The organism is Enterobacter ludwigii, from assembly GCF_001750725.1.
GTDB lineage: Bacteria > Pseudomonadota > Gammaproteobacteria > Enterobacterales > Enterobacteriaceae > Enterobacter > Enterobacter ludwigii.
Window position 1 is genome coordinate 4,529,639 of sequence record NZ_CP017279.1, and the last position, 23,711, is coordinate 4,553,349.

Annotated in this window: 22 protein-coding genes and 1 tRNA gene; 13 read left to right on the forward strand and 10 right to left on the reverse strand. The window is 53.7% G+C overall.

Annotated features, from left to right (window positions below):
* Positions 1-75: 75 nt before the first annotated feature.
* A protein-coding gene (gene prfB, locus BH714_RS21320) for a peptide chain release factor 2 (protein ID WP_104440355.1) occupies positions 76-1,174 on the forward strand; the annotation gives its coding sequence in 2 pieces (ribosomal slippage) (positions 76-150 and positions 152-1,174; 1,098 coding nt in all).
* Between the two features lie 9 nt (positions 1,175-1,183).
* On the forward strand, positions 1,184-2,701 hold the full coding sequence (gene lysS / locus BH714_RS21325; protein ID WP_025203283.1) for a lysine--tRNA ligase: 1,518 nt from the start codon (positions 1,184-1,186) through the stop codon (positions 2,699-2,701).
* Between the two features lie 39 nt (positions 2,702-2,740).
* On the opposite strand, the gene idi is transcribed toward lysS, so the two are convergent.
* A complete protein-coding gene (gene idi / locus BH714_RS21330; protein WP_040018866.1) occupies positions 2,741-3,283 on the reverse strand; it encodes an isopentenyl-diphosphate Delta-isomerase in 543 nt (180 codons plus the stop codon).
* A gap of 162 nt (positions 3,284-3,445) precedes the next feature.
* Here idi and actS point away from each other — a divergent pair, with 162 nt between their 5' ends.
* The 6 genes from actS to BH714_RS24540 all read left to right on the forward strand — a co-directional run bounded on the left by actS (position 3,446) and on the right by BH714_RS24540 (position 7,465).
* A complete protein-coding gene (gene actS / locus BH714_RS21335) occupies positions 3,446-4,186 on the forward strand; it encodes an amidase activator ActS (RefSeq protein ID WP_014171504.1) in 741 nt (246 codons plus the stop codon).
* An 80-nt stretch (positions 4,187-4,266) separates the two neighbouring features.
* Positions 4,267-4,340, forward strand: a tRNA-Gly gene (locus BH714_RS21340).
* A gap of 522 nt (positions 4,341-4,862) precedes the next feature.
* Complete coding sequence (locus BH714_RS21350; RefSeq protein WP_040018868.1) at positions 4,863-5,435, forward strand: hypothetical protein; 573 nt, start codon at positions 4,863-4,865, stop codon at positions 5,433-5,435.
* Positions 5,436-5,516: 81 nt separating this feature from the next.
* Positions 5,517-6,287, forward strand: a complete 771-nt coding sequence (locus tag BH714_RS21355) for a DUF3800 domain-containing protein (protein ID WP_001547062.1) — start codon at positions 5,517-5,519, stop codon at positions 6,285-6,287.
* A gap of 39 nt (positions 6,288-6,326) precedes the next feature.
* A complete protein-coding gene (locus BH714_RS21360) occupies positions 6,327-6,737 on the forward strand; it encodes a hypothetical protein (protein WP_040018869.1) in 411 nt (136 codons plus the stop codon).
* 653 nt (positions 6,738-7,390) lie between these two features.
* Positions 7,391-7,465 (forward strand): hypothetical protein, encoded by a 75-nt coding sequence (locus BH714_RS24540; protein WP_369797172.1) that lies wholly within the window; start codon positions 7,391-7,393, stop codon positions 7,463-7,465.
* Positions 7,466-7,547: 82 nt separating this feature from the next.
* On the opposite strand, the gene BH714_RS21365 is transcribed toward BH714_RS24540, so the two are convergent.
* The 6 genes from BH714_RS21365 to BH714_RS21390 form a co-directional block, all read right to left on the reverse strand.
* Positions 7,548-7,760 carry a hypothetical protein gene (locus tag BH714_RS21365; protein ID WP_080765218.1) on the reverse strand — a complete coding sequence of 71 codons (213 nt, stop codon included), beginning with the start codon at positions 7,758-7,760 and terminating at the stop codon, positions 7,548-7,550.
* Between the two features lie 69 nt (positions 7,761-7,829).
* A complete protein-coding gene (locus BH714_RS21370) occupies positions 7,830-8,789 on the reverse strand; it encodes a LacI family DNA-binding transcriptional regulator (protein ID WP_025203317.1) in 960 nt (319 codons plus the stop codon).
* Positions 8,790-8,866: 77 nt separating this feature from the next.
* The gene (locus BH714_RS21375; RefSeq protein ID WP_040018871.1) at positions 8,867-9,772 is read right to left on the reverse strand and encodes an ROK family protein; all 906 of its coding nucleotides are present in this window, start codon (positions 9,770-9,772) and stop codon (positions 8,867-8,869) included.
* A 41-nt stretch (positions 9,773-9,813) separates the two neighbouring features.
* Entirely contained in the window at positions 9,814-10,146 is a 333-nt protein-coding gene (locus BH714_RS21380; RefSeq protein ID WP_254915524.1) for a PTS lactose/cellobiose transporter subunit IIA, read from the reverse strand.
* A complete protein-coding gene (locus BH714_RS21385) occupies positions 10,146-11,468 on the reverse strand; it encodes a PTS sugar transporter subunit IIC (protein WP_032680341.1) in 1,323 nt (440 codons plus the stop codon). The genes BH714_RS21380 and BH714_RS21385 overlap by 1 nt, the downstream gene beginning before the upstream one ends.
* A gap of 14 nt (positions 11,469-11,482) precedes the next feature.
* Complete coding sequence (locus BH714_RS21390) at positions 11,483-11,794, reverse strand: PTS sugar transporter subunit IIB (RefSeq protein WP_014171497.1); 312 nt, start codon at positions 11,792-11,794, stop codon at positions 11,483-11,485.
* A gap of 169 nt (positions 11,795-11,963) precedes the next feature.
* Here BH714_RS21390 and BH714_RS21395 point away from each other — a divergent pair, with 169 nt between their 5' ends.
* From BH714_RS21395 to manA, 5 genes are all read left to right on the forward strand, one after another.
* On the forward strand, positions 11,964-13,235 hold the full coding sequence (locus tag BH714_RS21395) for a PTS sugar transporter subunit IIC (protein WP_020883745.1): 1,272 nt from the start codon (positions 11,964-11,966) through the stop codon (positions 13,233-13,235).
* Positions 13,236-13,443: 208 nt separating this feature from the next.
* On the forward strand, positions 13,444-14,781 hold the full coding sequence (locus tag BH714_RS21400; protein ID WP_025203318.1) for a maltoporin: 1,338 nt from the start codon (positions 13,444-13,446) through the stop codon (positions 14,779-14,781).
* 11 nt (positions 14,782-14,792) lie between these two features.
* A complete protein-coding gene (locus tag BH714_RS21405) occupies positions 14,793-16,988 on the forward strand; it encodes a CBM35 domain-containing protein (protein WP_040018872.1) in 2,196 nt (731 codons plus the stop codon).
* Positions 16,989-17,039: 51 nt separating this feature from the next.
* Positions 17,040-18,458 carry a glycoside hydrolase family 1 protein gene (locus BH714_RS21410; RefSeq protein WP_040018873.1) on the forward strand — a complete coding sequence of 473 codons (1,419 nt, stop codon included), beginning with the start codon at positions 17,040-17,042 and terminating at the stop codon, positions 18,456-18,458.
* Positions 18,455-19,621 (forward strand): mannose-6-phosphate isomerase, class I, encoded by a 1,167-nt coding sequence (gene manA, locus BH714_RS21415; protein WP_040018874.1) that lies wholly within the window; start codon positions 18,455-18,457, stop codon positions 19,619-19,621. The genes BH714_RS21410 and manA overlap by 4 nt, the downstream gene beginning before the upstream one ends.
* A gap of 77 nt (positions 19,622-19,698) precedes the next feature.
* Here the strand turns inward: manA and BH714_RS21420 are convergent, their stop codons facing one another.
* The 3 genes from BH714_RS21420 to BH714_RS21430 form a co-directional block, all read right to left on the reverse strand.
* Positions 19,699-20,769 (reverse strand): ABC transporter ATP-binding protein, encoded by a 1,071-nt coding sequence (locus BH714_RS21420; protein ID WP_020883751.1) that lies wholly within the window; start codon positions 20,767-20,769, stop codon positions 19,699-19,701.
* The gene (locus tag BH714_RS21425) at positions 20,762-22,531 is read right to left on the reverse strand and encodes an ABC transporter permease (RefSeq protein ID WP_040018875.1); all 1,770 of its coding nucleotides are present in this window, start codon (positions 22,529-22,531) and stop codon (positions 20,762-20,764) included. Before BH714_RS21425 ends, BH714_RS21420 begins: the two co-directional genes overlap by 8 nt.
* A 78-nt stretch (positions 22,532-22,609) precedes the next feature.
* Positions 22,610-23,698 carry an ABC transporter substrate-binding protein gene (locus BH714_RS21430; RefSeq protein ID WP_020883753.1) on the reverse strand — a complete coding sequence of 363 codons (1,089 nt, stop codon included), beginning with the start codon at positions 23,696-23,698 and terminating at the stop codon, positions 22,610-22,612.
* Positions 23,699-23,711 lie beyond the last annotated feature (13 nt).

Here is a 23,711-nt window from a genome sequence, read left to right on the forward strand (position 1 = left end):
TAAAAAAGGGCGTGGATTCGGTACAATCCCGCTCTTATCACCGCATTTTGACAAGTCCATAAAAGAAAACAGACCATGTTTGAAATTAATCCGGTAAAAAACCGTATTCAGGACCTCACGGAGCGCTCTGACGTTCTTAGGGGGTATCTTTGACTACGATGCCAAGAAAGAGCGTCTTGAAGAAGTAAACGCCGAGCTGGAACAGCCGGACGTCTGGAACGAACCTGAACGCGCGCAGGCGCTGGGTAAAGAGCGTTCCTCTCTCGAAGCTATCGTAGATACGCTGGATCAAATGGCTCAGGGGCTGGAAGATGTTTCCGGTTTACTGGAGCTGGCCGTCGAAGCTGACGACGAAGAAACCTTTAACGAAGCCGTGGCTGAACTCGACGTGCTCGAAGAGAAGCTGGCGCAGCTTGAATTCCGTCGCATGTTCTCCGGTGAATACGATAACGCTGACTGCTATCTCGATATTCAGGCAGGTTCTGGCGGTACCGAAGCCCAGGACTGGGCCAGCATGCTGATGCGCATGTATCTGCGCTGGGCGGAAGCCCGCGGCTTCAAAACCGAAATCATCGAAGAGTCTGAAGGTGAAGTGGCCGGTATTAAATCTGTCACCATCAAGATTATTGGCGATTACGCCTACGGCTGGCTGCGTACCGAGACGGGGGTTCACCGCCTGGTGCGTAAGAGCCCGTTCGACTCCGGCGGCCGTCGTCACACCTCCTTCAGCTCCGCGTTTGTCTATCCGGAAGTTGACGAAGATATCGATATCGACATCAACCCGGCGGATCTGCGTATCGACGTTTATCGCGCATCCGGCGCGGGTGGTCAGCACGTTAACCGTACGGAATCTGCGGTGCGTATCACCCACATTCCAACCGGGCTGGTGACGCAATGCCAGAACGACCGTTCCCAGCATAAGAACAAAGACCAGGCCATGAAGCAGATGAAAGCGAAGCTTTATGAGCTGGAGATGCAGAAGAAAAATGCTGAGAAACAGGCGATGGAAGATAACAAATCTGACATCGGTTGGGGCAGCCAGATCCGTTCTTACGTCCTTGATGACTCCCGCATCAAAGACCTGCGTACCGGGGTTGAAACCCGTAACACGCAGGCGGTGCTGGATGGCAGCCTGGACCAATTTATCGAAGCAAGTTTGAAAGCAGGGTTATGAGGAACCAACATGTCTGAACAACAAGCACAGGGCGCTGACGCGGTAGTCGATCTTAATAACGAACTGAAAACCCGCCGCGAGAAGCTGGCAGCACTGCGCGAGCAGGGCGTGCCGTTCCCGAACGATTTTCGTCGTGACCATACCTCAGACCAACTGCACGCTGACTTCGACGGTAAAGAGAACGAAGAGCTGGAAGCGCTGAACATCGAAGTGGCCGTTGCTGGCCGCATGATGACCCGTCGTATCATGGGTAAAGCCTCCTTCGTGACGCTGCAGGACGTTGGCGGCCGTATTCAACTGTACGTCTCCCGTGACGACCTGCCGGAAGGCATCTACAACGAGCAGTTCAAGAAGTGGGACCTGGGCGATATCCTGGGGGCGAAAGGTAAGCTGTTCAAAACCAAGACCGGTGAGCTGTCTATCCACTGCACCGAACTGCGTCTGCTGACCAAAGCCCTGCGGCCGTTGCCGGACAAATTCCATGGCCTGCAGGATCAGGAAGCGCGCTACCGTCAGCGTTACCTGGATCTCATCTCCAACGATGAATCCCGTAAGACCTTCAAGATTCGCTCTCAGATCATGGCCGGTATCCGCCAGTTCATGGTTAACCGCGACTTTATGGAAGTGGAAACCCCAATGATGCAGGTGATCCCGGGCGGCGCGTCTGCACGTCCGTTCATCACCCATCACAACGCCCTCGATCTGGACATGTACCTGCGTATCGCGCCGGAACTGTACCTGAAACGTCTGGTCGTCGGTGGTTTTGACCGCGTGTTCGAAATCAACCGTAACTTCCGTAACGAAGGCATCTCCGTGCGTCATAACCCAGAGTTCACCATGATGGAACTCTATATGGCGTATGCGGATTATAAAGATCTGATCGAGCTGACCGAATCACTGTTCCGTACCCTGGCGCAGGACATTCTGGGCACCACTAAAGTGCCTTACGGTGAAGAAGTCTTCGACTTCGGCAAGCCGTTCGAAAAACTGACCATGCGCGAAGCGATCATGAAATACCGTCCAGAAACCAACATGGCCGATCTGGATAACTTCGACTCTGCGAAAGCGATCGCGGAAAGCATCGGTATCAACGTTGAGAAGAGCTGGGGTCTGGGCCGTATCGTGACCGAGATCTTCGAAGAAGTGGCCGAAGCGCACCTGATTCAGCCGACCTTTATCACCGAATACCCGGCAGAAGTTTCTCCGCTGGCACGTCGTAATGATGTGAACCCGGAAATCACTGACCGCTTTGAGTTCTTCATCGGTGGCCGCGAAATCGGCAACGGCTTTAGCGAGCTGAACGATGCAGAAGATCAGGCTCAGCGCTTCCAGGATCAGGTTAACGCGAAAGCGGCGGGCGATGACGAAGCGATGTTCTTCGACGAAGACTATGTGACTGCGCTGGAGCACGGTCTGCCACCAACCGCAGGTCTGGGGATTGGTATCGACCGTATGGTTATGCTGTTCACTAACAGCCACACCATCCGTGATGTGATCCTGTTCCCGGCGATGCGCCCGGTGAAGTAAGCCGTTAAGACAGTAAAAAAAGCCCCGAAAGGGGCTTTTTTATTGCGCCGCGAAGGCCCTGAGCGCGTCGCGGGCGACCGTCGCTTCCTGCACCATCCACGGGCTAAAGCTCCAGGGGGCAGCGTCCAGTGCGCGGAACAACGCTTCCAGTTCGACCCATTCATACTCCAACACTTCATCGTGATTAATATGCAGTTCGCTGGTGACGCGTGCTGCGAATACCGGGCAAATCTCGTTCTCCACGATCCCCGAAGGATCGGCTTCACGGTAACGGAATTCAGCGGCGATGGGGGTGATATTGGCGATCTCGGCGCCAACCTCAAAGCGGCAACGGCGGATGATAGCCTGTTCCGTCTTTTCACCGGACTGAGGATGTCCGCAAACGGAGTTGGTCCAGACCCCTGGCCAGGCTTTTTTGCTTAAGGCGCGTCGGGTAACCAGACACTCACCTCTGGCGTTAAAAAGCCACGATGAGAAAGCCAGGTGCAGCGGGGTGTGGGCGGTGTGCGCGGCGTACTTTTCCTGAGTGCCAATCACCATTCCCTGGTCATTTACCAAAATAACGTGTTCTTGAATACTCATTGATGCTCCAGTGCCAACGATGCGGATGGCTCAGCACCATCAGCAGCTGCATTATACTGCATTCCTCCATGCGCCGTTTGCTCTCAAGAGCGGAAAAGGGCTGACCCATATCAGTCTGGGCTGGTATCATAGTGCGCCATTCACGCTGACCGAGGATCTGTTTTGTTTGCAGGAAGCCTGACGAGAAATCCCATTACCGCCGTTTTTTGTCTGACGCTGACGCTATTACTGGCAGGCTGTTCAGGAAGCAAGTCGTCGGATATGGGCAGCTATTCCGGTGCGGTCTATACCGTTAAGCGCGGGGATACGCTGTATCGGATTTCGCGCGCAACGGGGACCAGCGTGAAGGATCTGGCGCGTCTGAATAACATCTCTCCACCCTACACCATCGAGGTGGGGCAGAAACTGAAGGTTAACGGTGGCGCGTCTTCAACGAAGAAATCCTCTAAAGGCAAAACAGCTAAAGTGACGCCGTCTTACGCGGTGCCGCAGTCCTCATGGCCTCCGGTCGGCCAGCGTTGCTGGGTCTGGCCTGCCAGCGGCAAGGTCGTGTTGCCTTACTCCTTGTCTGAGGGGGGCAATAAAGGCATTGATATCGCTGCTGCGCGCGGCACGCCAGTCTATGCATCAGGGGCAGGGAAGGTGGTCTACGTCGGCAACCAGCTGCGCGGTTACGGTAACCTGATCATGATTAAACATGGGGAAGATTACATCACTGCCTATGCCCACAACGATACGATGCTGGTGAACAACGGGCAGAATGTGAAGGCTGGGCAGAAGATTGCCACCATGGGCAGTACCGGCACGGACTCGGTGAAGTTACACTTCCAGATCCGCTATCGCGCCACAGCCATCGATCCGCAGCGTTATCTTCCGGCGCCAGGCAGCAAGCCAAAGTGCTAAGTGATTATATAATCGCCATTTAGTTGCAAAGAGGCTTGTATGAAGAGGCGTAAGGTTTATAATGCCTTACGCACCTCAAAGCGGGCGTAGTTCAATGGTAGAACGAGAGCTTCCCAAGCTCTATACGAGGGTTCGATTCCCTTCGCCCGCTCCAGCCCTTTAAAAGCCTTGTAACTCAACGAGTTAACTCTAAGGTTATGTGACCAAAGTACCGCTATTTACCCTGAAAGTTGCCGCGATTTGTTGAACGGTGAACAGGAAGTTTAGCAAAGCGCTGGCGGTCGTTCCACTGGTCATACCGCGATAGCCCAACATGAACTGAAAGCCGCACACCCGGCACGATTCCTTGAAACTTTTAGTGAAGCGCATTTTAGCCCGATGCCCCCGTTCTGTCGCCGTCGCGAGACGCCGCAGGGGATAAACAGGTTTATGGTGGTCACGGTACTTGCAGACCATATGCAAGCTCTGCCAGCGGTTCGGCCTCGCTCCCCTTGGGTACATGGTCATCCTGATAAGCCTCACTAACTGACATAACCCTGATGAAGTCGCCAGAGGCTCCGCTTGTTGCTGTACCACCAACGGGGCTTTATGGATTCTATTGCGGTATGTGTATGGAATCATGTATGTGATAGCTTTGGTACACTGCATAAAAACAGGTACTACCGGATGGAACACGATGTGCACACAGGAAGGGCTTAAATCCATTTATGAAGCCAGATGCTCAAGGTATGAGAAGCACCTGCACGCTGGTATGGATACCACCTCAATCATACTTAAAGGGCATCTTTTCGTTGAGGAATTACTTTTTTATATTCTGAAATTGCATTGCCGGGATAGCGGCCCGATTGAGAATATTAAGCTCGGCTTTAGCCATAAGCTAAACCTAGTGCATGCTATGTTTGGATCTCATTTACCGGGCATGGAATTTCCTAAAAATGTTTGGGCTGCTTTGGATAAATTGAACAAGTTGCGGAATGCACTTGCACATAACATTGACTCACCAAGAGCTGCCGAAGTCTTCAAGTCCTTTGTTTCATCGTACAGCCAATTGGTTGGCAAAGAGATGACGACTAGCGTCACTGATGAGATTCCGGGGATAGACCGCAAGCTCGGACTGGAGCTGATTTGTATCATCATGTATTTGCTAGGATTCTTGGGGTGCTTGCATGGTATAGCCTACCTCAACCCACCACTCATATATGGAAGTGAAGTCCCGGTTACGATACCCAACAAAATTGAGTACGAGTGACAATAAGCTGACAATGCGAGGCATTGCCTGCCGCTTGGGTTGTGCATAAAATATCCATTAAATTAATAGCGGATATTGTGCATGGAATACGTGGCCTTTGGTGATGAAAGTGGTACGACAGGGAGTGACCGCTGTTACGGCATTGGTTTGCTGTGTGTGCGTAAAGACACGCTGCACATCTTCAATGAGCGAGTCCAGAAGCTGAAAGACAAGTACGGCATTGTCGGTGAGTTGAAGTGGTCGAAGATTAAGAACAGTGCGGGGCAGGCAAACATCTGCATTGAGCTGCTGGCAATGGTGCTCAAGAACTCATGCTGCTTTCACTCGATTATCGTTGTGAAGAATATGTACAACAACTGGCAGACGGACAGGGAGCTGGCTTTCTACCAAACGTACACAATGCTCGTTAAGAACGTTGCTAAGCAGATTAAGAGTGACGTTGAAGTCATCATTGACCAGAAGATTGATAAGTACAAAAAGAATGATGAGGTGACGGGCATTGTTGCTAACCATATGCTGGCTAGGGCAGGGATGAAGAAGCTGGTTAAGTCTGTAACGATGCACGACTCTAAGCACCATCTGGGATTGCAGGTTGTGGACATCCTGACTGGGGCAGTGAACTCCGGGTACTTGAAGTATCTGAATCCAAGGCTAGAACTGTCAGTGGCTAAAGAGCTTGCCTTTGAGCGGATGGCTGCCCTGCTTGGTTGGGATGTGTTTCATTACGATACGTTCCCGAATAAGGATTTCAATATTTGGCACTTCCCGCAAGAGATGCGAGCTATGCCGGGTTCCAAGAGTATTCGTCCAGATTACAGCGTTCCGCTGGTTAAGCGGGAAGAGCTGGCCTAACCTACCCTTATCGCAAGCTAGATCTGAGTGGAAAATTTGATGAGTTACAATGACCTAGACCCCGCAACAAAGCGTGTGCTGCAACAAGCTGAGTACATGAGAAGTAATGAAGCTAAGTTGGCGCAAATAGCATGTATAAAGCAACTCGTGGCATATACCAATTGGTGTGCTGAGCGGGGCGATTGGGGCGATCCAAACCCAGCAACAAAAGAAGACTCGCTAAAGCTGCTGCATGTACGCCAAATGCGTATTGGGTACGACACGAGACAAGTGCTGGAGTGTGGCTTTGAGGGACTATACGAACATATCGATAATGCTCTTGAAAATGCGCTAGCGTGGAGAGACTATCAGGTTAAAGAGTGGGCAGCTGAATCAGATATTGCTGAACTGAATGCTTTATGGGAATGGTTCCGAGAGAGACTGCCCGCTGACTACGTATCGCCGTATTAGAAATAGAATGCAGCCTTATCCCAAAAGATGTTAGCAATCCCCACCGCAAGTGGCTCTCCGGGGCTTGTGCGCATGAAGTAATGCGGTTGTATTGGGTATATGCGCACAACCGTCTACAAACCGCATTCTACCGTTAGCCTATAGCTGAATCCCCGGTTTGAAAAGTTGCACGCTTATGGCTGCCCCTCCCTCGACGGTTAAGGCTTCAACTTCCCCCGTGCGCCTCTCCCAGCCGAAGGCTGGGCGGGCTGTATATCGATTTGCCTTCCTCTGTGGCGTCTATGACCCTGTTTCGCGTTCTGACCGTGAGGCTGTGGGTTAGGGTTACTCTTCTCTTTAAACGCTAAATCACTCCTGAATCTCTGATCTGCTCCCAGTTCATTAACACATCACAATGTTAGTTATATTTGTATAAACCACATGAGGACATCCCCTTAAAAAAGTGTTTTTTGACAAACACATCATCTGTATCCTCCGCCAGACCGAACCGGGGTTTTGCATTGAAACGCTGTCTTAAGGATGCTATTTGAGACGCCATCTTCTGGAACTTATGCAAGAAGTCTGGCGGTATGGAAGTATCCGAAGTGAAGCGGGAAGCCGTGGGTGTTATGTCTGAGTGAATATGGATTCAGCGATATTTTCATGCCCGGAAAATCATAAATGGCTTGCGGCAGGGCTATAACGAGTACAGACCTCATTTATCGCTTAATGATCAGACTCCATCTTAATTTGTCGGAGGACTGACTTTTAATCAAAATAAGGGGTGTACATTCTTACCGCCTGGTAATAACTCCACCCCCCTCAAAACAATCAGGACTGTTTTGCCGCTTTACTCTGTGGGCAATCGTTGCCGCCCTGCATCACAACTTTTTCACTGCGCGAAGCATCGCCATACACGCATAACGTACCTTCATCGGTATGAATTTGCTCTTTCAGCGGCAGGGACGTTTCCTGGGCGATGGCATAGCAGGAGAGCGCCGGGAAAAGGGTGAGGGCACTTATGAACAGAAAGGTTTTCATCATCTCGCTCCAGAACAGGGATAACGTTTACTGTGTTATCACACCCTTAAGCCGGCAATCGCTGCGTACCCGCTAGCTTTTTTCCATCACCGACTGGCGAGGTGTGAGTTTACCAATCACGGGGGAGAGCTCTGACGTGCGAACAGGTCGGCCATCCACCAGGCTTTTAATGCGCTCAACGCACTGAGTGAGCAACTGATCCATTGGCCACGAGATACAGGTCAGCTGTGGATAGAGCTGGGTTGCCAGAGGTGAATCTTCCAGACTCAGCAGCGATACTTCCTGCGGAACGGAAATGCCAAATTCCCGGAACAGACGCATCGCTTCAGCGGCATAGGCATCACGTTTAACCACAATGGCGGAAAACTTGCTCAGACTATTGATGAGCGTCAGCAGCGCCTGTTCAACATCTTCATTCGCCGTTAACACCAGCTGGCGATTAAACGGCAAAGAGTAGTTTTGCAGGACGTTGCGATAGCCTTCCACCATCTTTTTACTGTTGTCATCGTGTTCGCTGTCAATCACCAGTGCGATATTGCGATGGCCCTTGCCCGTCATGTAACGACAGGCGCTTTCCGTCGCAAAGGCAAAGTCATATCCCTGAGGTTTCGCATCCACCACGGGACGATCGAAGGAGATAACATTCTCTGCGCTACCGGCCGCAACCGGCCCAAAGACTACGACAGCAACGCACTGGCGCTGAAGATCATCAACGGTGACCGCCTGCTCAACAGGATCGTTTACGTACTCTACGATGAGCGTTTTATTCAACGCTTTCATGGCGCGGGAGAGCGCAGGCAGCAAACGTGCTCCGCTGCTTTCATCCTTCGCAGAGAGAACCAGACCAACGTAGCTTGATGACTGACTTGCCAGGTTTTGCGCGGCAAAGCTTGGGCGATAATTAAGCTCTTCTACGGCGCGCAGCACAGCTTCACGGCTCTCTTCGCGCACGCCGCGCGTCCCCGTCAACACGCGTGAGACGGTTGCTCGTGAGACATTGGCTAATCGTGATACATCGTCAATCGTTGGCATAGCATTTTCTGCGTGGTGGGTTTTGGTTATCTTAACATAACCCACCTTAAGAATCTTAGCGCCCCCCACAGGCGGTTTCACGTCTGCGCGGCGTGCAAACCCGGTAGCCACGCCGCGCCACGCACGCCACTGGCGTCGCCGTAACGGGCCGGGACGATACGGGTACGGCAGCTTTCCGAGAAGATGTAGGGCCTGATGGCGGCCGGAAGTTCGTCGTACAGCTGGCTGACATTTGATAACCCACCGCCCAACACAATAACCTGCGGATCAAGAATATTGATCACCGAGGCCAGACTGCGGGCAAAGGCGTCGATAAAGTGGCGCCAGTGGGCCCGCGCGGTCAGGTCTCCCTGGGCCGCCGCTTCAATGATGGCCTGCGCGCTCAGTTCGCTGGGATAACGGCGGGCAAAGCCGGTGCCAGAGATAAAGGTTTCGATACAGTTATGTTTCCCGCAATAGCAGGGCTGCGCCGGACCATCCGTCTCGGGGGCATAGCCAGGCAACGGGTTATGTCCCCATTCGCCAGCGATGGCGTTTGGCCCCTGAAGCAGACGCTTATGTACCGCCACGCCACCGCCGCATCCGGTACCGACAATTACGCCAAAGACGGTATCTGCTTCTGCGCCTGCGCCATCAACCGCTTCAGACAGCGTGAAGCAATCCGCGTCATTGGCTATCCACACGGGCTGATTGAGCTGCTTTGCTAAATCATGCTTCAGGTCGTGACCGTTGAGCACCAGGCAGTTGCAGTTTTTAATTAGCCCGCTCTGTGGGTCGATGGCCCCCGGCAGGCCAATACCGATACTGAATGGCACTTCACTTACCGCGCGCGCTTCGCCGATAAACGCCAGCAGATGGTGCATAAAGGCGTCATAACTTTTTTTTTGCGTCGGACGACGCTCACGCCAAAGGCATTCGCCCTGAGGCGAAAGCAGGATGGCTTCCATTTTTGTGCCGCCAATATCGAGTCCAAGATAGTGCATACGTTCCTCGAAAAGGAGAGGCCAGCGCCTCTCCTGAATGGTTATGCCTGACGAGTGCGGTACAGTTCGATCAGCTCCGTCACCAGTTCTTTCGCCAGAATCGAGGTCATCAAATGATCCTGAGCGTGCACCATCACCAGCGTCATTTTGGTTTTGCCTTCCCCTTCGTCAGCTTCGATCAGTTGGGTTTGCACCAGATGCGCTTCACGGGCGAAGTGCGCCGCCTCTTTCATTCGCGCGTCGGCTGAAGCAAAGTCACCTTTTTTTGCGAAGCCAAGCGCTTCGTAGCAGAGACTGCGTGACTGACCGGCATTGATAATAATGCCCATGACCTGTTCTTCTAATTCCATCAGTAACCTCTGTGTTTTTACTATCAGGCGGACTGTGCCGCTTCTTCAGATTGTTCAACCGCATTTTCATGCTCTTGTTCCAGCAGCTGCTTCTCGTACGCTTTGAGGAACGGGAAGTACATGGCCGCTGAGGTAACCATGCACAGCAGGCAGAGGATCACCGGGCTAAAGCTCCAGTTGGCCGCCCAGGATGCGCCGATAGGGGCAGGCGTTGTCCACGGTGTCATCGAGACCACGCGACTGACCAGGTCGAAATCAAGGGCAAAGTAGGCGAGGGTGGCATTGACCATCGGAACCAGCACGAACGGCAGGAAAAAGAGCGGATTCATGATGATAGGGGCACCGAATAAAATCGGTTCGTTGATATTAAACATCCCCGGCACCACGCCCATACGCCCAATGGTACGCAGATGCACTGCTTTGCTGCGCAGCAGCAGTAACGCCAGCGGCAGCGTAGAGCCGACCCCGCCAATCAGCAGGTAGTGATCCCAGAATCCCTGAACGTAAATGTGCGGGATCGCCTGACCGGCAGCCATTGCTGCCTGGTTAACCGACAAGTTCGCCATCCAGAACGGGTTCATAATTCCGGTGACAATCAGTGCGCCGTGGATGCCCGCAAACCACAGAACCTGGCACACCAGCACCGAGAGCAGAATGGCAGGCAGCGTATCGGAGGCGGCAACCAGCGGTTTCACCAGCGACATAATCGCTTCCGGAATAATCATGCCGAGCTGGGCCTCAATGAAGAGGTTGAGCGGGTGCAGAGTGACAACAATTGCCAGCACCGGGATCAGAATTTCGAACGAACGCGCAACGCCCGTAGGCACTTCTGGCGGCAGGCGGATGGTAATATTGTGACGCTTCAGGAAGGCATACAGCTCGGTAGAGTAGATAGCCACCAGAATGGCCGTGAAGATCCCTTGCCCGGAGAAATAGGCGGTAGAAATCTGCCCGTCTTTTAACGGCGCAGCCACCAGCAGAAATGCCATCAGCGACAGCATGCCGGCGGTAAGGGCATCCAGATCGTGATGTTTGGCCAGGCTCGCGGCGATCCCGACTGAAATGAAGATCGTCATGATCCCCATGCTGAAGTTGAACGGCAGCATCAGGGCTTGACGGTGATCCAAGGAGAATTGCAGCCATGCCCGGGCGAAACCCCAGGACGTGTCGGGTGAGAAGGGCGGGAAAATAAACACCAGCATAAAGGAACCGACGATCATGAACGGCAGAGCGGTGATAAAGCCGTCACGAATCGAGGTCACATACTTCTGCTGCCCGACGGCGCCTGCCATCGGGGTAATTTTCTGTTCAATGACCTGGATAAGTTTCGCGTACAGAGAGCTCATGGGTTTTCCCTTCGTTATTTGTTATCTATCAGGGAGAGGGCGAAATCGAGAACGGCGCCCCCTTTTTGCATGCCGTAATCCATCATGTTGATAGGCTCAACACGGATCCCGTATTTATCAGCTTGTTTCTGAAGATCGCTTTGCATGTACTTCACCTGCGGTCCAAGCAGCACCACCTGATAGTGACCGACCTGCTCGGCGAATTCGGCCACGCCAAACGCTTTGATCTCCGCTTCCAGGCCACGCTTTTGCGCTTCGTCGACCATTTTTTTCACCAGCAGGCTGGTGGACATCCCGGCAGAACAACACAACATGATTTTTTTCATAACGTCTCCTTTGAACTTATGGCTGGAATATAGTCATCATGGAACAAAACGGAAAGCGCTTTCCATTGGTGGATAAGGTAATTGTGACCGCGATCACCTGAGGGAATCTTTCACTTTGTCCGGATGTGCGAGATCATCGCGGCTATTCACGAACTATTAAGGTCGAGTTATGAACATTCATTTGATGAATGTTGCTGTGGATTTGATTGAGCAACGTCTCACGCCAGCAGCCAATATAATCACCAGAAATCAACATATTACCGCGATGCGGGACGGCTTTTCCCTCGCCATGCCTTTTGTGATTGTGGGAAGCCTGATGGTGCCGCTGCTGTTTCCACCGTTCGCCATTTCAAGTGCATCGCGCCTCGGGCACGTCTATCTGCTGCTGCGTCCGATGCTGTTGCCAACCTTTGAGCTGACGCTCGGACTGGTGGCGCTGATTGTCGCGTTTGGTGCCAGCGCCAGTCTGGCCAAGCAGTATCAACTCCCGGAACGGCTGTGTGGACTCACCGGCTGCCTCTCCTTTTTGCTGTTCATTGGCTTTCGGGATAACGGTGCAACGAATATTTTTCTGGGCGGGATGGGGCTTTTTACTGCGCTCATTTCAAGCGCTTACTCTATTGAAATAATAAGGTTTTTCTACAAAAGAGGGTGGTGCATTCGTCTACCGGAGGAGGTACCGGTGATGACGCGAAATGGTTTCCAGCTGCTGATGCCGCTGCTGGTGATCATGCTCTCCATTAGCGTAATGAATGCCGTGATGCTGCAGACGACCGGACAAATTTTGCCGCAGCTGATTGGCGAGGCGTTACGCCCGCTTATCGTGGCATCCGATACCCTTACGGCTGTGCTTATCTCCTTGTTTCTATGTAATCTTTTATGGTTCGTCGGTATTCATGGCGCCCTGATCATTACGGGCATCATGAACCCGTTCTGGCTCACCTATCTGTTTGAAAACCAGCGGGCCCTGGCCGCCGGGGAAGCCGTGCTGCCCCATATTTATCTGCAGGGATTCTGGGATTTTTATCTGCTGATTGGCGGTATCGGCTCTACGCTGCCGCTGGTCTTTATGGCGATGCGAAGCCGATCCCGGCAGTTGAAGAGCGTCGGGAAAATTGGCCTTCTGCCGTCGCTGTTCAACATTAACGAGCCGATATTGTTTGGTTTCCCCGTCATCATGAACCCGGTTTTTTTACTGCCCTTTGTGTTTGTACCACTGATAAATGCCTGTATAGCTTGGTATTTAACCCAGCTTGGCGTGCTCGACAGAGCCGTCGCCATGCTGCCCTGGTCTATGCCTTCACCGCTGGGCGCAGCCTGGTCGGCGAACGGCAGCTGGAAAAATATGTGCATGTGCCTGTTCGCCTTTTTTAATGCATGGATGCTCTATCGCCCCTTCTTCAAGGTTCATGAACGCCAGTTGATGCAGCTGGAAAAATAATCCCCGCCTCCCTGCTTCTGCCCGTTCCTGATGGGCAGAAGATTATTTCGTGACATTCTTCACAAAAATTTTCTCTTTGATCTTAAATTTGTGATTCAATCCGGCAAACATGGAAAGCGCTTTCCGTTTGTGGATGTACATTTCCAGATTTGATCCTTACATTTCCCCTGCACGTTTAACCGTGAAAATAAAAATTCAAAGGGAACCTATGCAAACGTTAATGAAATCAATACCTCTGTCCTTGATTGCTCTTACTGTCATCAGCGGTTATGCCAGCGCCGATGAGAAATATGATTTCGCCCTCCACGGCTATTTACGCTCGGGTATTCTTGCCAATAGCGATGGCAACCGGGTCGATTCGGTGGGGCTGATGCCTGACGGGAAATGGCGTCTGGGTAACGAAGAAGATACCAAAATTGAGCTGATCCCGACGGTGACGCTGAAGTCGGATTCAGGTGCAGTCGCACGTATTCAGGCCAACCTGACGCACCAGACCAAATGTACTGCCGACTGGAACTGTACTGACGATGACGGCAAAGAGACCCAGTTCCGTGAAGGGTTTGCTGAATTAACGAATCTCGATTTTGCCCCGGACATGACCTTCTGGGCCGGTAAACGCTACAGCAGCTCCAACCTTTCCAGCCACCAGTTCGACTGGGAGTACATTCAGTACAACGGAACCGGGGGCGGGTTCGATAACCTGGACTTAGGCTTTGCGCGCTTTGATGCAGGTGTGTATGCCTTCTCGACCACCGACGAAGCCAAAGCTTATCCGGTAGATCTGGGGGATCAGGGCTATCCGGACGACTATTCGCTTAACCTGTGGTTTAAAAAGATCGGCGGCACCGGGCTCGACGTCGAACTTATCGGCCACCACATGAACCGCAATGAAAACCATCCTACCTCGGCTGAGAAGGGGTACGGCGTGACGGCGCTGTACAACTTTGACAGCTTCTACGGCCTGACCAACGGATACTCCCGCATCGCTTTCCAGTATGGCAAAGGCCTGGCCGCCGCGGATTCGCTGGGTAAAAACGGCTGGGGCTGGGCAAACCTTGAGGATACGCAATCCTGGCGCGTCGTGCTGGACAGCATGGCCAACCTGGGTGACGTGGAAGTATCGACCTTTGCGTTTTATCAGAAAGACAAAAACTACCGCTGGTGGACCAACGACGATGACGGCTGGGGACGTTCCATGTGGGTCGCGGGTATCCGTCCGTATCATCAGATAACCAAAAACTTCGCCATGCAATATGAGGTGGGCTACGAATATCTGGATGATAAAAACTACATGGGCGTAAACGGTAAAGGGAAAGGTGGCCTGACCAAGGTGACCATTGCGCCGACCCTGACCTTTGATTCAGGTTTCTGGAGCCGTCCGCAGCTGCGCTTCTTTGCCACCTACGCAAAATGGGATAAAGGCGTCTCGGATGCGATGGACAGAAATTACGACTGGAGCACTGGCACCCTGAGTCCGGGGGGATATTCACGTAGCGGCGATACCGATACGCTGAATTTTGGTGTGCAGGCTGAAGTCTGGTTCTGAGGAGAAAAGAGATGGCTTTCCCGATTCGAAAACTGCTTCTCGTCTCCTTACTCTCCGCGCTGGGAAGCGCGGGGGCTCTGGCGGCCGAGCAATCCCATTTTGAACACTTTATTACTCGCGATGGCGCAGCGTTAAAAGATGGCGATCGCGTCTTTCGCTTCGCCGGGATCCACGCCCCGGAGCTGCATCGTATAGAAGATGACGCGCGCGGAACCTGTAAGGCCGATCCGCGCGGCTGGGGGCAATACTTTAGATGGCCGACTGCTGAAGAGCAGGAGAACTGGATCAAAGCGCTGGTGCAAACCGGTGCTAAAGCACAGCGCGTATATGTGCTTTCCGTGCAGCAGGAAAATGATGCTGCCTGCGGACGTGAGACACATATTCTGGCACCGGCAACGCCGGACGGCATGCCGCGGCTGAATGAAACGGCCATGAAAGTGTATGACAACATGATTGCCGAGGCGGATAAGCAGGGGCTGCGCCTGATTCTGCCGTTTATTGACCACTGGTGGTGGTGGGGGGGACGCGAACAGCTGGCCGCGTTTTATCATGAAAAGCCGGAAGATTTTTATCGAACCGACAGTAAAACCTACCGTGCTTATCAGGATGTGATCCGTCAGGTGATTACCCGTACCAACACCATTACGGGACGCCATTACTACGATGAAAAGGCGATCATGGCCTGGGAAACGGGTAATGAGCTGGAAAACACCAATGCTGATTTTCTGCAGAAAACGTCGGCCTGGATCCGCAAGTGGGCGCCCCATCAGCTTGTCGTCGATGGTACCTATAAAAAGGTGAATGATTTCGCGCTCAACGATCCGAACGTCGACATCATCAGTAACCACTATTACACCAATGCCGAGAACAACCACCCCGAGCAGGTTCGCAACGATCTGGAGGCGATTGGCGGCAAAAAGGTCTATCTGGTTGGCGAATTTGGTCTGCTCGATCAAAAAGACCTTAACACTATCATGCAGGCCATTGTGCATACCGAGGTCAATGGCGCGCAGGCGGCGGGGGGCTTTATCTGGGGCTTCCGTGGTCATCGCCACGATGGTGGTTTTTACTGGCACAAAGAGTTTACCGGGCACTACAGCTACCATCTGCCTGGCTTCCCGGTCGAGGGCAAAGCAAACCAGGAGATGGAGGTCGTCAATCTGGTGCGAACCGCCTCGGCGCAAATGGCGGGGCTGAGCAAGGCGCCGGCTCTGCCGGTCCCGGAAGCGCCTAAGCTGCGCGAGAGCAACTCACCGTTTGCCATTAACTGGATGGGGTCTCCCGTCGGGCGTTATTACGATGTGGAGAGAGCGACTCAGCCACACGGCCCGTGGACCCGCGTTGGTCAGGATATCTCTGACGGCAAAAATGAGTGGGATCCGGCAAAAATGGATCTCTTCCGTGATGACTATCGCAGCCTGACGCTGGGCCAGACTTACTACTACCGGGTGATCGCAAAGAACGAAAGCGGTCAGTCTGCGCCTTCAAACGTGATTCGCCTTGAGCATACGCAGAAAAACCTGCCGCCGGTCATCACTCTGCAGGATGCGCTCTCTACCACCGTGGATAAAGGCGTTCAGCTCACCGCGGCCTGGCAGGATGACAATCTGCCGGAGCCGAAGGTCAGCGTGGCATGGCATCACGAAGGCAAGGATAACGTCCACTTTTGTGACAGCACCAAAGCGGAAACCCGTGCCTGGTTCTCGGCTCCCGGTGACTATGCGTTGACCTTTACCGCTGACGATGGACTGCTGAAAAGCAGCAAGACGGTAAACGTTAGCGTGAAGGCCGCGGCGGGACCCGTGCCGGCGGACTACTGTCATTTTGGCGGCGGAACGCTGGACGTCAGCAAGGGGAAACTGAACATTACCAAGAGCGATAAAGATACGTTAGCGATTGGTGAAGACGGTTTCCTTGGTCCTTTTGCCAATGACGGAGACAGCGTGACCTGGCAGGTTAACGCCCCCTGGGACGGTAAGTTTGCCCTGCACGTGAAATTTAACGGCAAATGGGGGAGTAAGAAAAACTCGTTCATTGTGAACGGCGGAACGCCGGTGAGCATTCAATTCCCGCAAACGGATGAGAAAGGCCAGACGATGATCGTACCGGTCACGCTCAGGGCAGGGGACAACACCATTAGCTTTGGCAAGTTCTCTGGCGACTGGGGATATATGTTCATCAAATCAATTGAAGTCACTGCAGAGTAGTTATTTGGCTGCCCTGTTCGGGGCAGCCCTTTTTTTCATTCAGGAGGCGTTATGAACCGGTATCAATTCCCGGAAGGTTTTTTTTGGGGCGCAGCGGCATCAGGTCCGCAGACGGAAGGCATAGCCAATAAGCCGCACCGTTCTGTCTGGGACAGCTGGTTTGCCGAACAACCGGAGCGTTTTTTTCAGCAGATTGGTCCGCAGCACGTTTGTGAAACCTACAGTAAATATAAAGAAGACGTTGCCCTGATGAAGCAAACGGGGTTTAACTCGTTTCGAACCTCTATTCAGTGGTCGCGTCTGATCGATGATTTCAAAACCGGACAGCCAAACCGCGACGCCGTCCGCTTCTATAACGATTACTTCGATGAAATGATTGCCAACGGCATCGAGCCCATCATCAATCTTTACCATTTTGATATGCCCGAGGCGCTGCAAAAAGCATATGGCGGATTTGAGTCATCCTACGTAACTGAGCTTTTTGCCCGCTTCGCCCGCACCGCGTTCGAGCTGTTTGGCCATAAGGTGAAATACTGGATAACCTTTAATGAGCCGATCGTGCCGGTGGAAGGCGGTTATTTATATGACTTCCATTATCCGTGTAAAAAAGATGGCAAACTGGCGGCTCAGGTCGCCTTTAATATTATGCTGGCGCACGCCAGGGCGGTGAATGTCTACCGTGAAATGGGCTTGCCGGGTGAGATTGGTGTCGTGCTCAACCTCACGCCTTCTTATACCCGCAGCGACAGCGAGGCCGATAAAAAAGCGGCCTGGTATGCCGACCTGCTGTTTAACCGCAGCTTCCTCGACCCGCTGGTTAAACATGAATTCCCCAAAGAACTGTGCGAAATCTTAACCGCAAACGGCTGCTTACCAGAGGTTTCACGGCAGGATGTGGAGACGATCCTGCAGTCGAGAATTGATTTTCTGGGGGTGAATTATTATGTGCCGAGAAGGGTGAAAGCGCGGGAAAGCGTTTACGCGCTCGATTACTTCACACCGGAAGTCTATTTCGAAAATTACGTCGATCCTCAGGGACGGTTTAACCCTTATCGCGACAATAACGAGATCCACCCGGAAGCTATCTATGACATTGCCTGCAATATTCGCGATAACTACGGCAACATCAAATGGTATCTGGCGGAAATTGGCATCGCGATGGATCTGCAGTCCGAAGGGCCGGTGCAGGCCGATGGCGTGATAGATGACACCTTCCGTATCGCTTTAATGGAGGAGCATCTGGCTCAGCTGCATCGTGGTATCGCTGACGGCGCCAACTGTTTTGGTGTTCATCAGTGGACCTTCATTGATAACTGGTCCTGGATCAACAGCTTCAAGCGGCGATATGGCTTCTGGCGTCTGGATTTAGCCACCGGGGAGCGACAAATCAAACGTAACGCATTGTGGTTTGCGCAGCTGGCGGCTGAAAATGGCTTCGCCCCTGGCGAATGTGAAAAGGATACGCAATGAGTCAGCCTTTTTACCGGATGCGTAACGGCATCAAAAATTACGCCTGGGGCAGTCGCGTAGCGCTTAATCATCTTTTTGGCCTGCTCAACCCTGACGATCAACCCCAGGCCGAGGTCTGGATGGGAAGCCACCCCGCAGGCTGCTCGGAGATTGAAACCGATACAGGGTTACGCTCTTTACAGGACCTTATTTCACAGAGGCCGGCAGAGATGTTGGGCGCGTGCGCGGGAGAAACTGCGGGGCAGTTGCCTTACCTGCTGAAGTTGCTGTCAGCGGAGCGCGCACTGTCGCTGCAGGTACATCCCAATAAGCTTCTGGCAGAAGACGGGTTCGCCCGTCAGGGCAACCTGCCCGGAGAGGATTACACCGATGCGAACCATAAGCCCGAGCTGGTTTTTGCCCTGACGCCTTTTATGGCCATGAACGGCTTCCGGCCGTATCAGGAGATTGCTAATCACTTTTTGCGCCTGGATGCCCCGGCCCTGACGTCCGCGCTGTCGCTGTTTCGCAACAACCTGCATGCTGAAGGGCTTAAGGCCTTTTTTACGCGTCTGATGGCGCTTGAGCCGACGGAAAAAGAGGGCGTGCTGACGTGTCTGGAAGCGCGACTTGCATGCGGGGTGTTTGCTCCGGTAGCGCCCTTTATCGAACGGCTACTGCGAGACTACCCGGGGGACATCGGGGCTCTGGCCCCGCTGTATCTGCACTGCATTACGCTTGCGCCGGGTGAGGCGATGTTCCTGCGCGCCGGTACGCTACATGCTTATGTGAATGGTACGGCAGTTGAGGTCATGGCCAGTTCTGACAACGTGCTGCGGGCGGGCTTAACCCCCAAGAACATCAACGTGGCAGAATTGGTGCGCTGTACGGTGTTTGACGAAACCCCAGCCGACCGCCTCAGGATGCATCCACAGCGGGAAGAGGGGATGCAGCAATACCCGATCCCGGTAACGGATTTTCGCTTTAGCGTCATTGAACATTGCGAGCAGCAAAGCATCCGGACAGACCGTGCGCAAATTCTGCTGGTGCTGAAGGGGAGTGCCACGCTCAGCCACGCCGAGGGTGCCACCATGACGCTGAACGCCGGTCAGTCTGCGTTCATCCCGGCGGTCACAACCTTATGGACGTTGACTCAGCGCGGGCAGTCTTGCCTGGTAAGCTGATGACGTAAGGCTTTCACTGCCGTGTGCAGGCAGTATGTCGGGTATAAAAAAGGCTGCTTATCGCAGCCTTTTTACATTTAGTTTTTCGGGAAGATCCACACGTGCTTTTCAGGCAGCGAAAGGTGGCAGTGCAGCGGGTCCCGGGCCTCGTGACCATAGGCGCGAATGACAAAATCATCCCCCGGCGTGCGGAACAGGTATTCCCAGCGGTCGCCGAGATACATGCTGGTCAGTAACGGGAGCGCCAGCTGGTTTTCCCCCGGCCCCTCGACCACCGCCACGCGCTCGACGCGGATCACCGCGGTGGCGTCTTCACCGCTTCGTACCCCTTCACCGGCCTGGCCCCACAGCACCCAGCCTTTGCCTTCGATACGCGCTTTGCCGTCGCGCACTTCCGTAACCTTGCCGTGCAGGCGATTATTGCTGCCCATAAACTCAGCGGTAAACAGCGTTTTCGGCGAGCCGTACATCTCCTGCGGTGTGCCCTGTTGCTCGATTTTACCGTTGTTAAGCAGCAGGATACGGTCGGAAATCGACATCGCCTCATTCTGGTCGTGCGTTACCATCAGCGCGGATAAGCCCAGCTTGATAATCAGTTCACGCAGGAATACGCGAGCCTCTTCGCGCAGCTTGGCGTCGAGGTTAGAGAGCGGTTCATCCAGTAAAATGACCGGCGGGTTATAGACCAGTGCCCGGCCAATTGCCACGCGCTGCTGTTGTCCACCGGAGAGCTGGTGCGGGTGGCGTTTGCCCAGATGGCCCAGCCCTAGCTGGTCCAGCACGTCCTGTACGCGCTGCTGGATCTCTTTGGCCGGAACCTTGCGCAGCTTGAGCGGATAGGCCACGTTTTCAAAAACGGTTTTGTGCGGCCACAGCGCATATGACTGAAACACCAGGCCCAGGTTACGCTCTTCCGCCGGGATCTCACTGCGCGGCGTGCCGTCATAGACTTTGTTTTTGCCAATGATAATCGAGCCCTGAGTCGGTTTTTCCAGGCCCGCCACCGCACGCAGCAGGGTGGTTTTCCCGCTGCCGGAAGGACCCAGCAGGGAGACCACTTCGCCGCGGTTGAGGTTCATGGAGACCCCTTTTAAAACAGGATTGTCACCGTAGGTCAGGTGCAGATCGTTAACCGCTAATTCAATCATGTATTTTGACTCCGAAACGAAGGGCAATGCCCAGACCTACCACCACCAGCAGGATGTTAATAAAAGAGAGCGCCGCCACAATATCAATGGCTCCTGCTGCCCAGAGGGATACCAGCATCGAGCCGATGGTTTCCGTGCCGGGTGAAAGCAGGTACACACCCGTTGAATATTCGCGTTCAAAAATCAGGAACATCAGCAGCCACGAACCGATAAGGCCGTAGCGGGAGAGCGGGATCGTGACATGGCGGGTGATCTGGCCACGCGTAGCCCCCGTACTGCGGGCGGCCTCTTCAAGCTCCGGCGCAACCTGCAGCAGGGTGGACGAGATGAGTCTCAGCCCGTAAGCCATCCAGACCACCGTATAGGCCAGCCAGACGCTGAAAATGGTGCTGCGCAGCGAACGTAGCCAGACAATCAGGTTTTCACGCATCCAGTCGCTCCAGGCGAACCCGGAAAGCCAGCCCGATTTCAGCGAGTTATCCAGCCACATCGGCAGGAACAGGAACACCCAGAGAAAGGCCAGACCCGCGAGCAGGCCAGGCACGGCGCGCGGCACCAGGACGCTGTAATCCAGAAAACGCGTGGTATTGTCCGGTTTGCGGTGCATGGCGATACCGACAAACAGGTAGCACGCCACGGCCAGCGCGCCGCCAATGACCCCAATGGACATGGAGTTGACGATGGCGCGCAGCAGGTTCGGCTGCGCCCATATCGTGCGAAAAGTACTGAGGGAAAGCTCGTCCCACAGCGAAACGCCCACGCCCCAGTTTGAGATAAACGCGCGTAACACCACGCCGAGCAGGGGAACGCCGATCGTGACGGTGAGCCAGAAAGCGACCACCGCGCCCGCCACCCAGCGCCATTTACCCAGAGGTAAGGCCCGGGCCTGAGACGCTTTGCCTTTCATGGTCACGAAACGGTTGGCGGTACGCATCAGGCGACGCTGCAGCATGACCAGCGGAATGGTGATACAGATAAGCACCACTGCAACCGCCGCCATCAGGTGGTAGGAAGGGGTACCAAGCTTGTTGGTCAACTGGTACAGGTAGGTTGCCAGCACCATGTTGCCTTCCGGATCGCCGAGGACCAGCATCAGACCAAACACTTCAAGACCGAGGAAGAACAGCAGAACGATGGCGTACAAAATGGACGGTCGCACCATCGGCAGGCTGACCGAGGTCATCACCTGTAACGGCGACGCACCCGCGGTACGTGCGGCCTCTTCCACATCGGAACCGACGCTTCGCAGCGCGGACGAAATATAGAGATAGGCATGCGGAACATGCGTCAGGCCAGCAATGACCACGATGCTCGACATGTCGTAGATATTCCACGGTACGAAACCAATCAGCGCCTGCGCCCAGAGGGATAAAAAGCCCACCGGACCGGCGGCCACCACGTAGCCGAATCCCAGCACCATTGGCGACACGAAAACCGGCACGAGGATCAGCGGTTCAATCAGGCGGCGGCCGGGCAGGTCGGTACGCACCATCAGAAAGGCCAGCACGCCCCCTAACGGAATGGCGATGATGACCAGCCCGAAAGCGAGAATAAAACCGCTTTTCAGCGCCTTATAGAAATCAGGGTCGGTGAAGATAAAATCAAATGATTCAAGGCTCCACTCTTTTGCCGGTGAAAAGAACGGGGCGGACAAGAAGCTCTGTATCACGATAAACGACAGCGGCGTGTAGATAACCAGGGCGGTTATCAACACGACAATACCGCGCGGCAGGCTTTGCCACTTTCTGCGTAATGTATTCATGGGGTATCCCTGGTGTTGCAGCCCAGCAAAACGAACTCAGGTAACAGGAGCGCGACGGCCCGCGTCGCGCTCAGACGCTTATTTGGCGGCGGCGGTACGCCACTGTTTGATGTACTCCAGGCGTTTTTTCGGCTGCAGATACTCCAGCAGGCTTTCATCAACCGGGATAGGTTTCAGCGCATTGCCGAGCACTTTCGTCAGGCCGTCGATATCATTTTTGCCGTCGATATCGTTACGAATGGACGGGATATCCGCCTGGCTTGCCAGAATACTTTGTCCTTTTTCAGACAGGACGTAGTCCAGCCACAGTTTCGCGGCATTGCTGTTTTGCGCCTGCTGGCTGATGAACGACACGCGTGATAACACCAGGGTGTAATCTTTTGGATAGGCGATCCCCAGCGACGGATCGTTCTTCGCGCGCGCTTCCGCGTAGGATCCGAGGATATTAAAACCGATCAGGTTTTCCCCTGATGACACCCTCTCCATCATGGTGCCGGTTGAAGACTGAACGGCTAAGCCCCCTTTGGCGATATCGGCCAGGGTTTTGAAGTAGTTAGGATCGGCCTTGTGATCCTGCACCGAGAGCATAAAGCCCAGACCCGATTTTTCGATGTCGTAGGTAGTGACTTTGCTCTTGAATTTATCCGTCTGGCTGGCAATAAGCTTAGCCAGCGCCGCATGGGAATCAGGCACGTCGCCCGCCGGGATCAGCCGTTTGTTGTAGATAAACACGACGGGTTCATAGGTGGTACCGTAGGCTTTATCTTTCCAGACCGCCCATTTAGGCAGCTGGCTTTGCTCCGGTGATTTGTACTCCATGGCGTAGTCGGTAGCGAGCTTCAGCCCGGTGTCCATGGAGGAGCTCCAGACCACATCGCCGCTTCCGCCACCCGAGGCCTGTTCGCTGATAAAACGGTTGTACAGCTCGGTGCTGTTCATGTCGTTATATTCAACTTTGATGCCCGGATAGGTTTTTTCGAAGCCCTCAATCAGCGGCCCGGCAGCTTTGGTGTCGGTGGTGGAGTAGATCACCACTTTGCCCTCTTTGGTCGCGGCATCGACCATTTTTTGATAGTCAGCAGGGTAGCCCTGCGGCAAAGCAGACAGTGCGGAAGCAGAACACAGTACGGTAGCGGTAATCAGAGAAATTCGGAAAATGTTCGACATTATAGTTAACCTT

Coding starts and splice junctions, on each gene's coding strand:
- lysS (WP_025203283.1), top strand. CDS start 1,184: ATGTCTGAACAACAAGCACAGGGCGCTGACGCGGTAGTCGATCTTAAT.
- idi (WP_040018866.1), bottom strand. CDS start 3,283: ATGAGTATTCAAGAACACGTTATTTTGGTAAATGACCAGGGAATGGTG.
- BH714_RS21350 (WP_040018868.1), top strand. CDS start 4,863: ATGTGCACACAGGAAGGGCTTAAATCCATTTATGAAGCCAGATGCTCA.
- BH714_RS21355 (WP_001547062.1), top strand. CDS start 5,517: ATGGAATACGTGGCCTTTGGTGATGAAAGTGGTACGACAGGGAGTGAC.
- BH714_RS21360 (WP_040018869.1), top strand. CDS start 6,327: ATGAGTTACAATGACCTAGACCCCGCAACAAAGCGTGTGCTGCAACAA.
- BH714_RS21365 (WP_080765218.1), bottom strand. CDS start 7,760: ATGATGAAAACCTTTCTGTTCATAAGTGCCCTCACCCTTTTCCCGGCG.
- BH714_RS21370 (WP_025203317.1), bottom strand. CDS start 8,789: ATGCCAACGATTGACGATGTATCACGATTAGCCAATGTCTCACGAGCA.
- BH714_RS21375 (WP_040018871.1), bottom strand. CDS start 9,772: ATGCACTATCTTGGACTCGATATTGGCGGCACAAAAATGGAAGCCATC.
- BH714_RS21385 (WP_032680341.1), bottom strand. CDS start 11,468: ATGAGCTCTCTGTACGCGAAACTTATCCAGGTCATTGAACAGAAAATT.
- BH714_RS21390 (WP_014171497.1), bottom strand. CDS start 11,794: ATGAAAAAAATCATGTTGTGTTGTTCTGCCGGGATGTCCACCAGCCTG.
- BH714_RS21395 (WP_020883745.1), top strand. CDS start 11,964: ATGAACATTCATTTGATGAATGTTGCTGTGGATTTGATTGAGCAACGT.
- BH714_RS21400 (WP_025203318.1), top strand. CDS start 13,444: ATGCAAACGTTAATGAAATCAATACCTCTGTCCTTGATTGCTCTTACT.
- BH714_RS21405 (WP_040018872.1), top strand. CDS start 14,793: ATGGCTTTCCCGATTCGAAAACTGCTTCTCGTCTCCTTACTCTCCGCG.
- BH714_RS21410 (WP_040018873.1), top strand. CDS start 17,040: ATGAACCGGTATCAATTCCCGGAAGGTTTTTTTTGGGGCGCAGCGGCA.
- manA (WP_040018874.1), top strand. CDS start 18,455: ATGAGTCAGCCTTTTTACCGGATGCGTAACGGCATCAAAAATTACGCC.
- BH714_RS21420 (WP_020883751.1), bottom strand. CDS start 20,769: ATGATTGAATTAGCGGTTAACGATCTGCACCTGACCTACGGTGACAAT.
- BH714_RS21425 (WP_040018875.1), bottom strand. CDS start 22,531: ATGAATACATTACGCAGAAAGTGGCAAAGCCTGCCGCGCGGTATTGTC.
- BH714_RS21430 (WP_020883753.1), bottom strand. CDS start 23,698: ATGTCGAACATTTTCCGAATTTCTCTGATTACCGCTACCGTACTGTGT.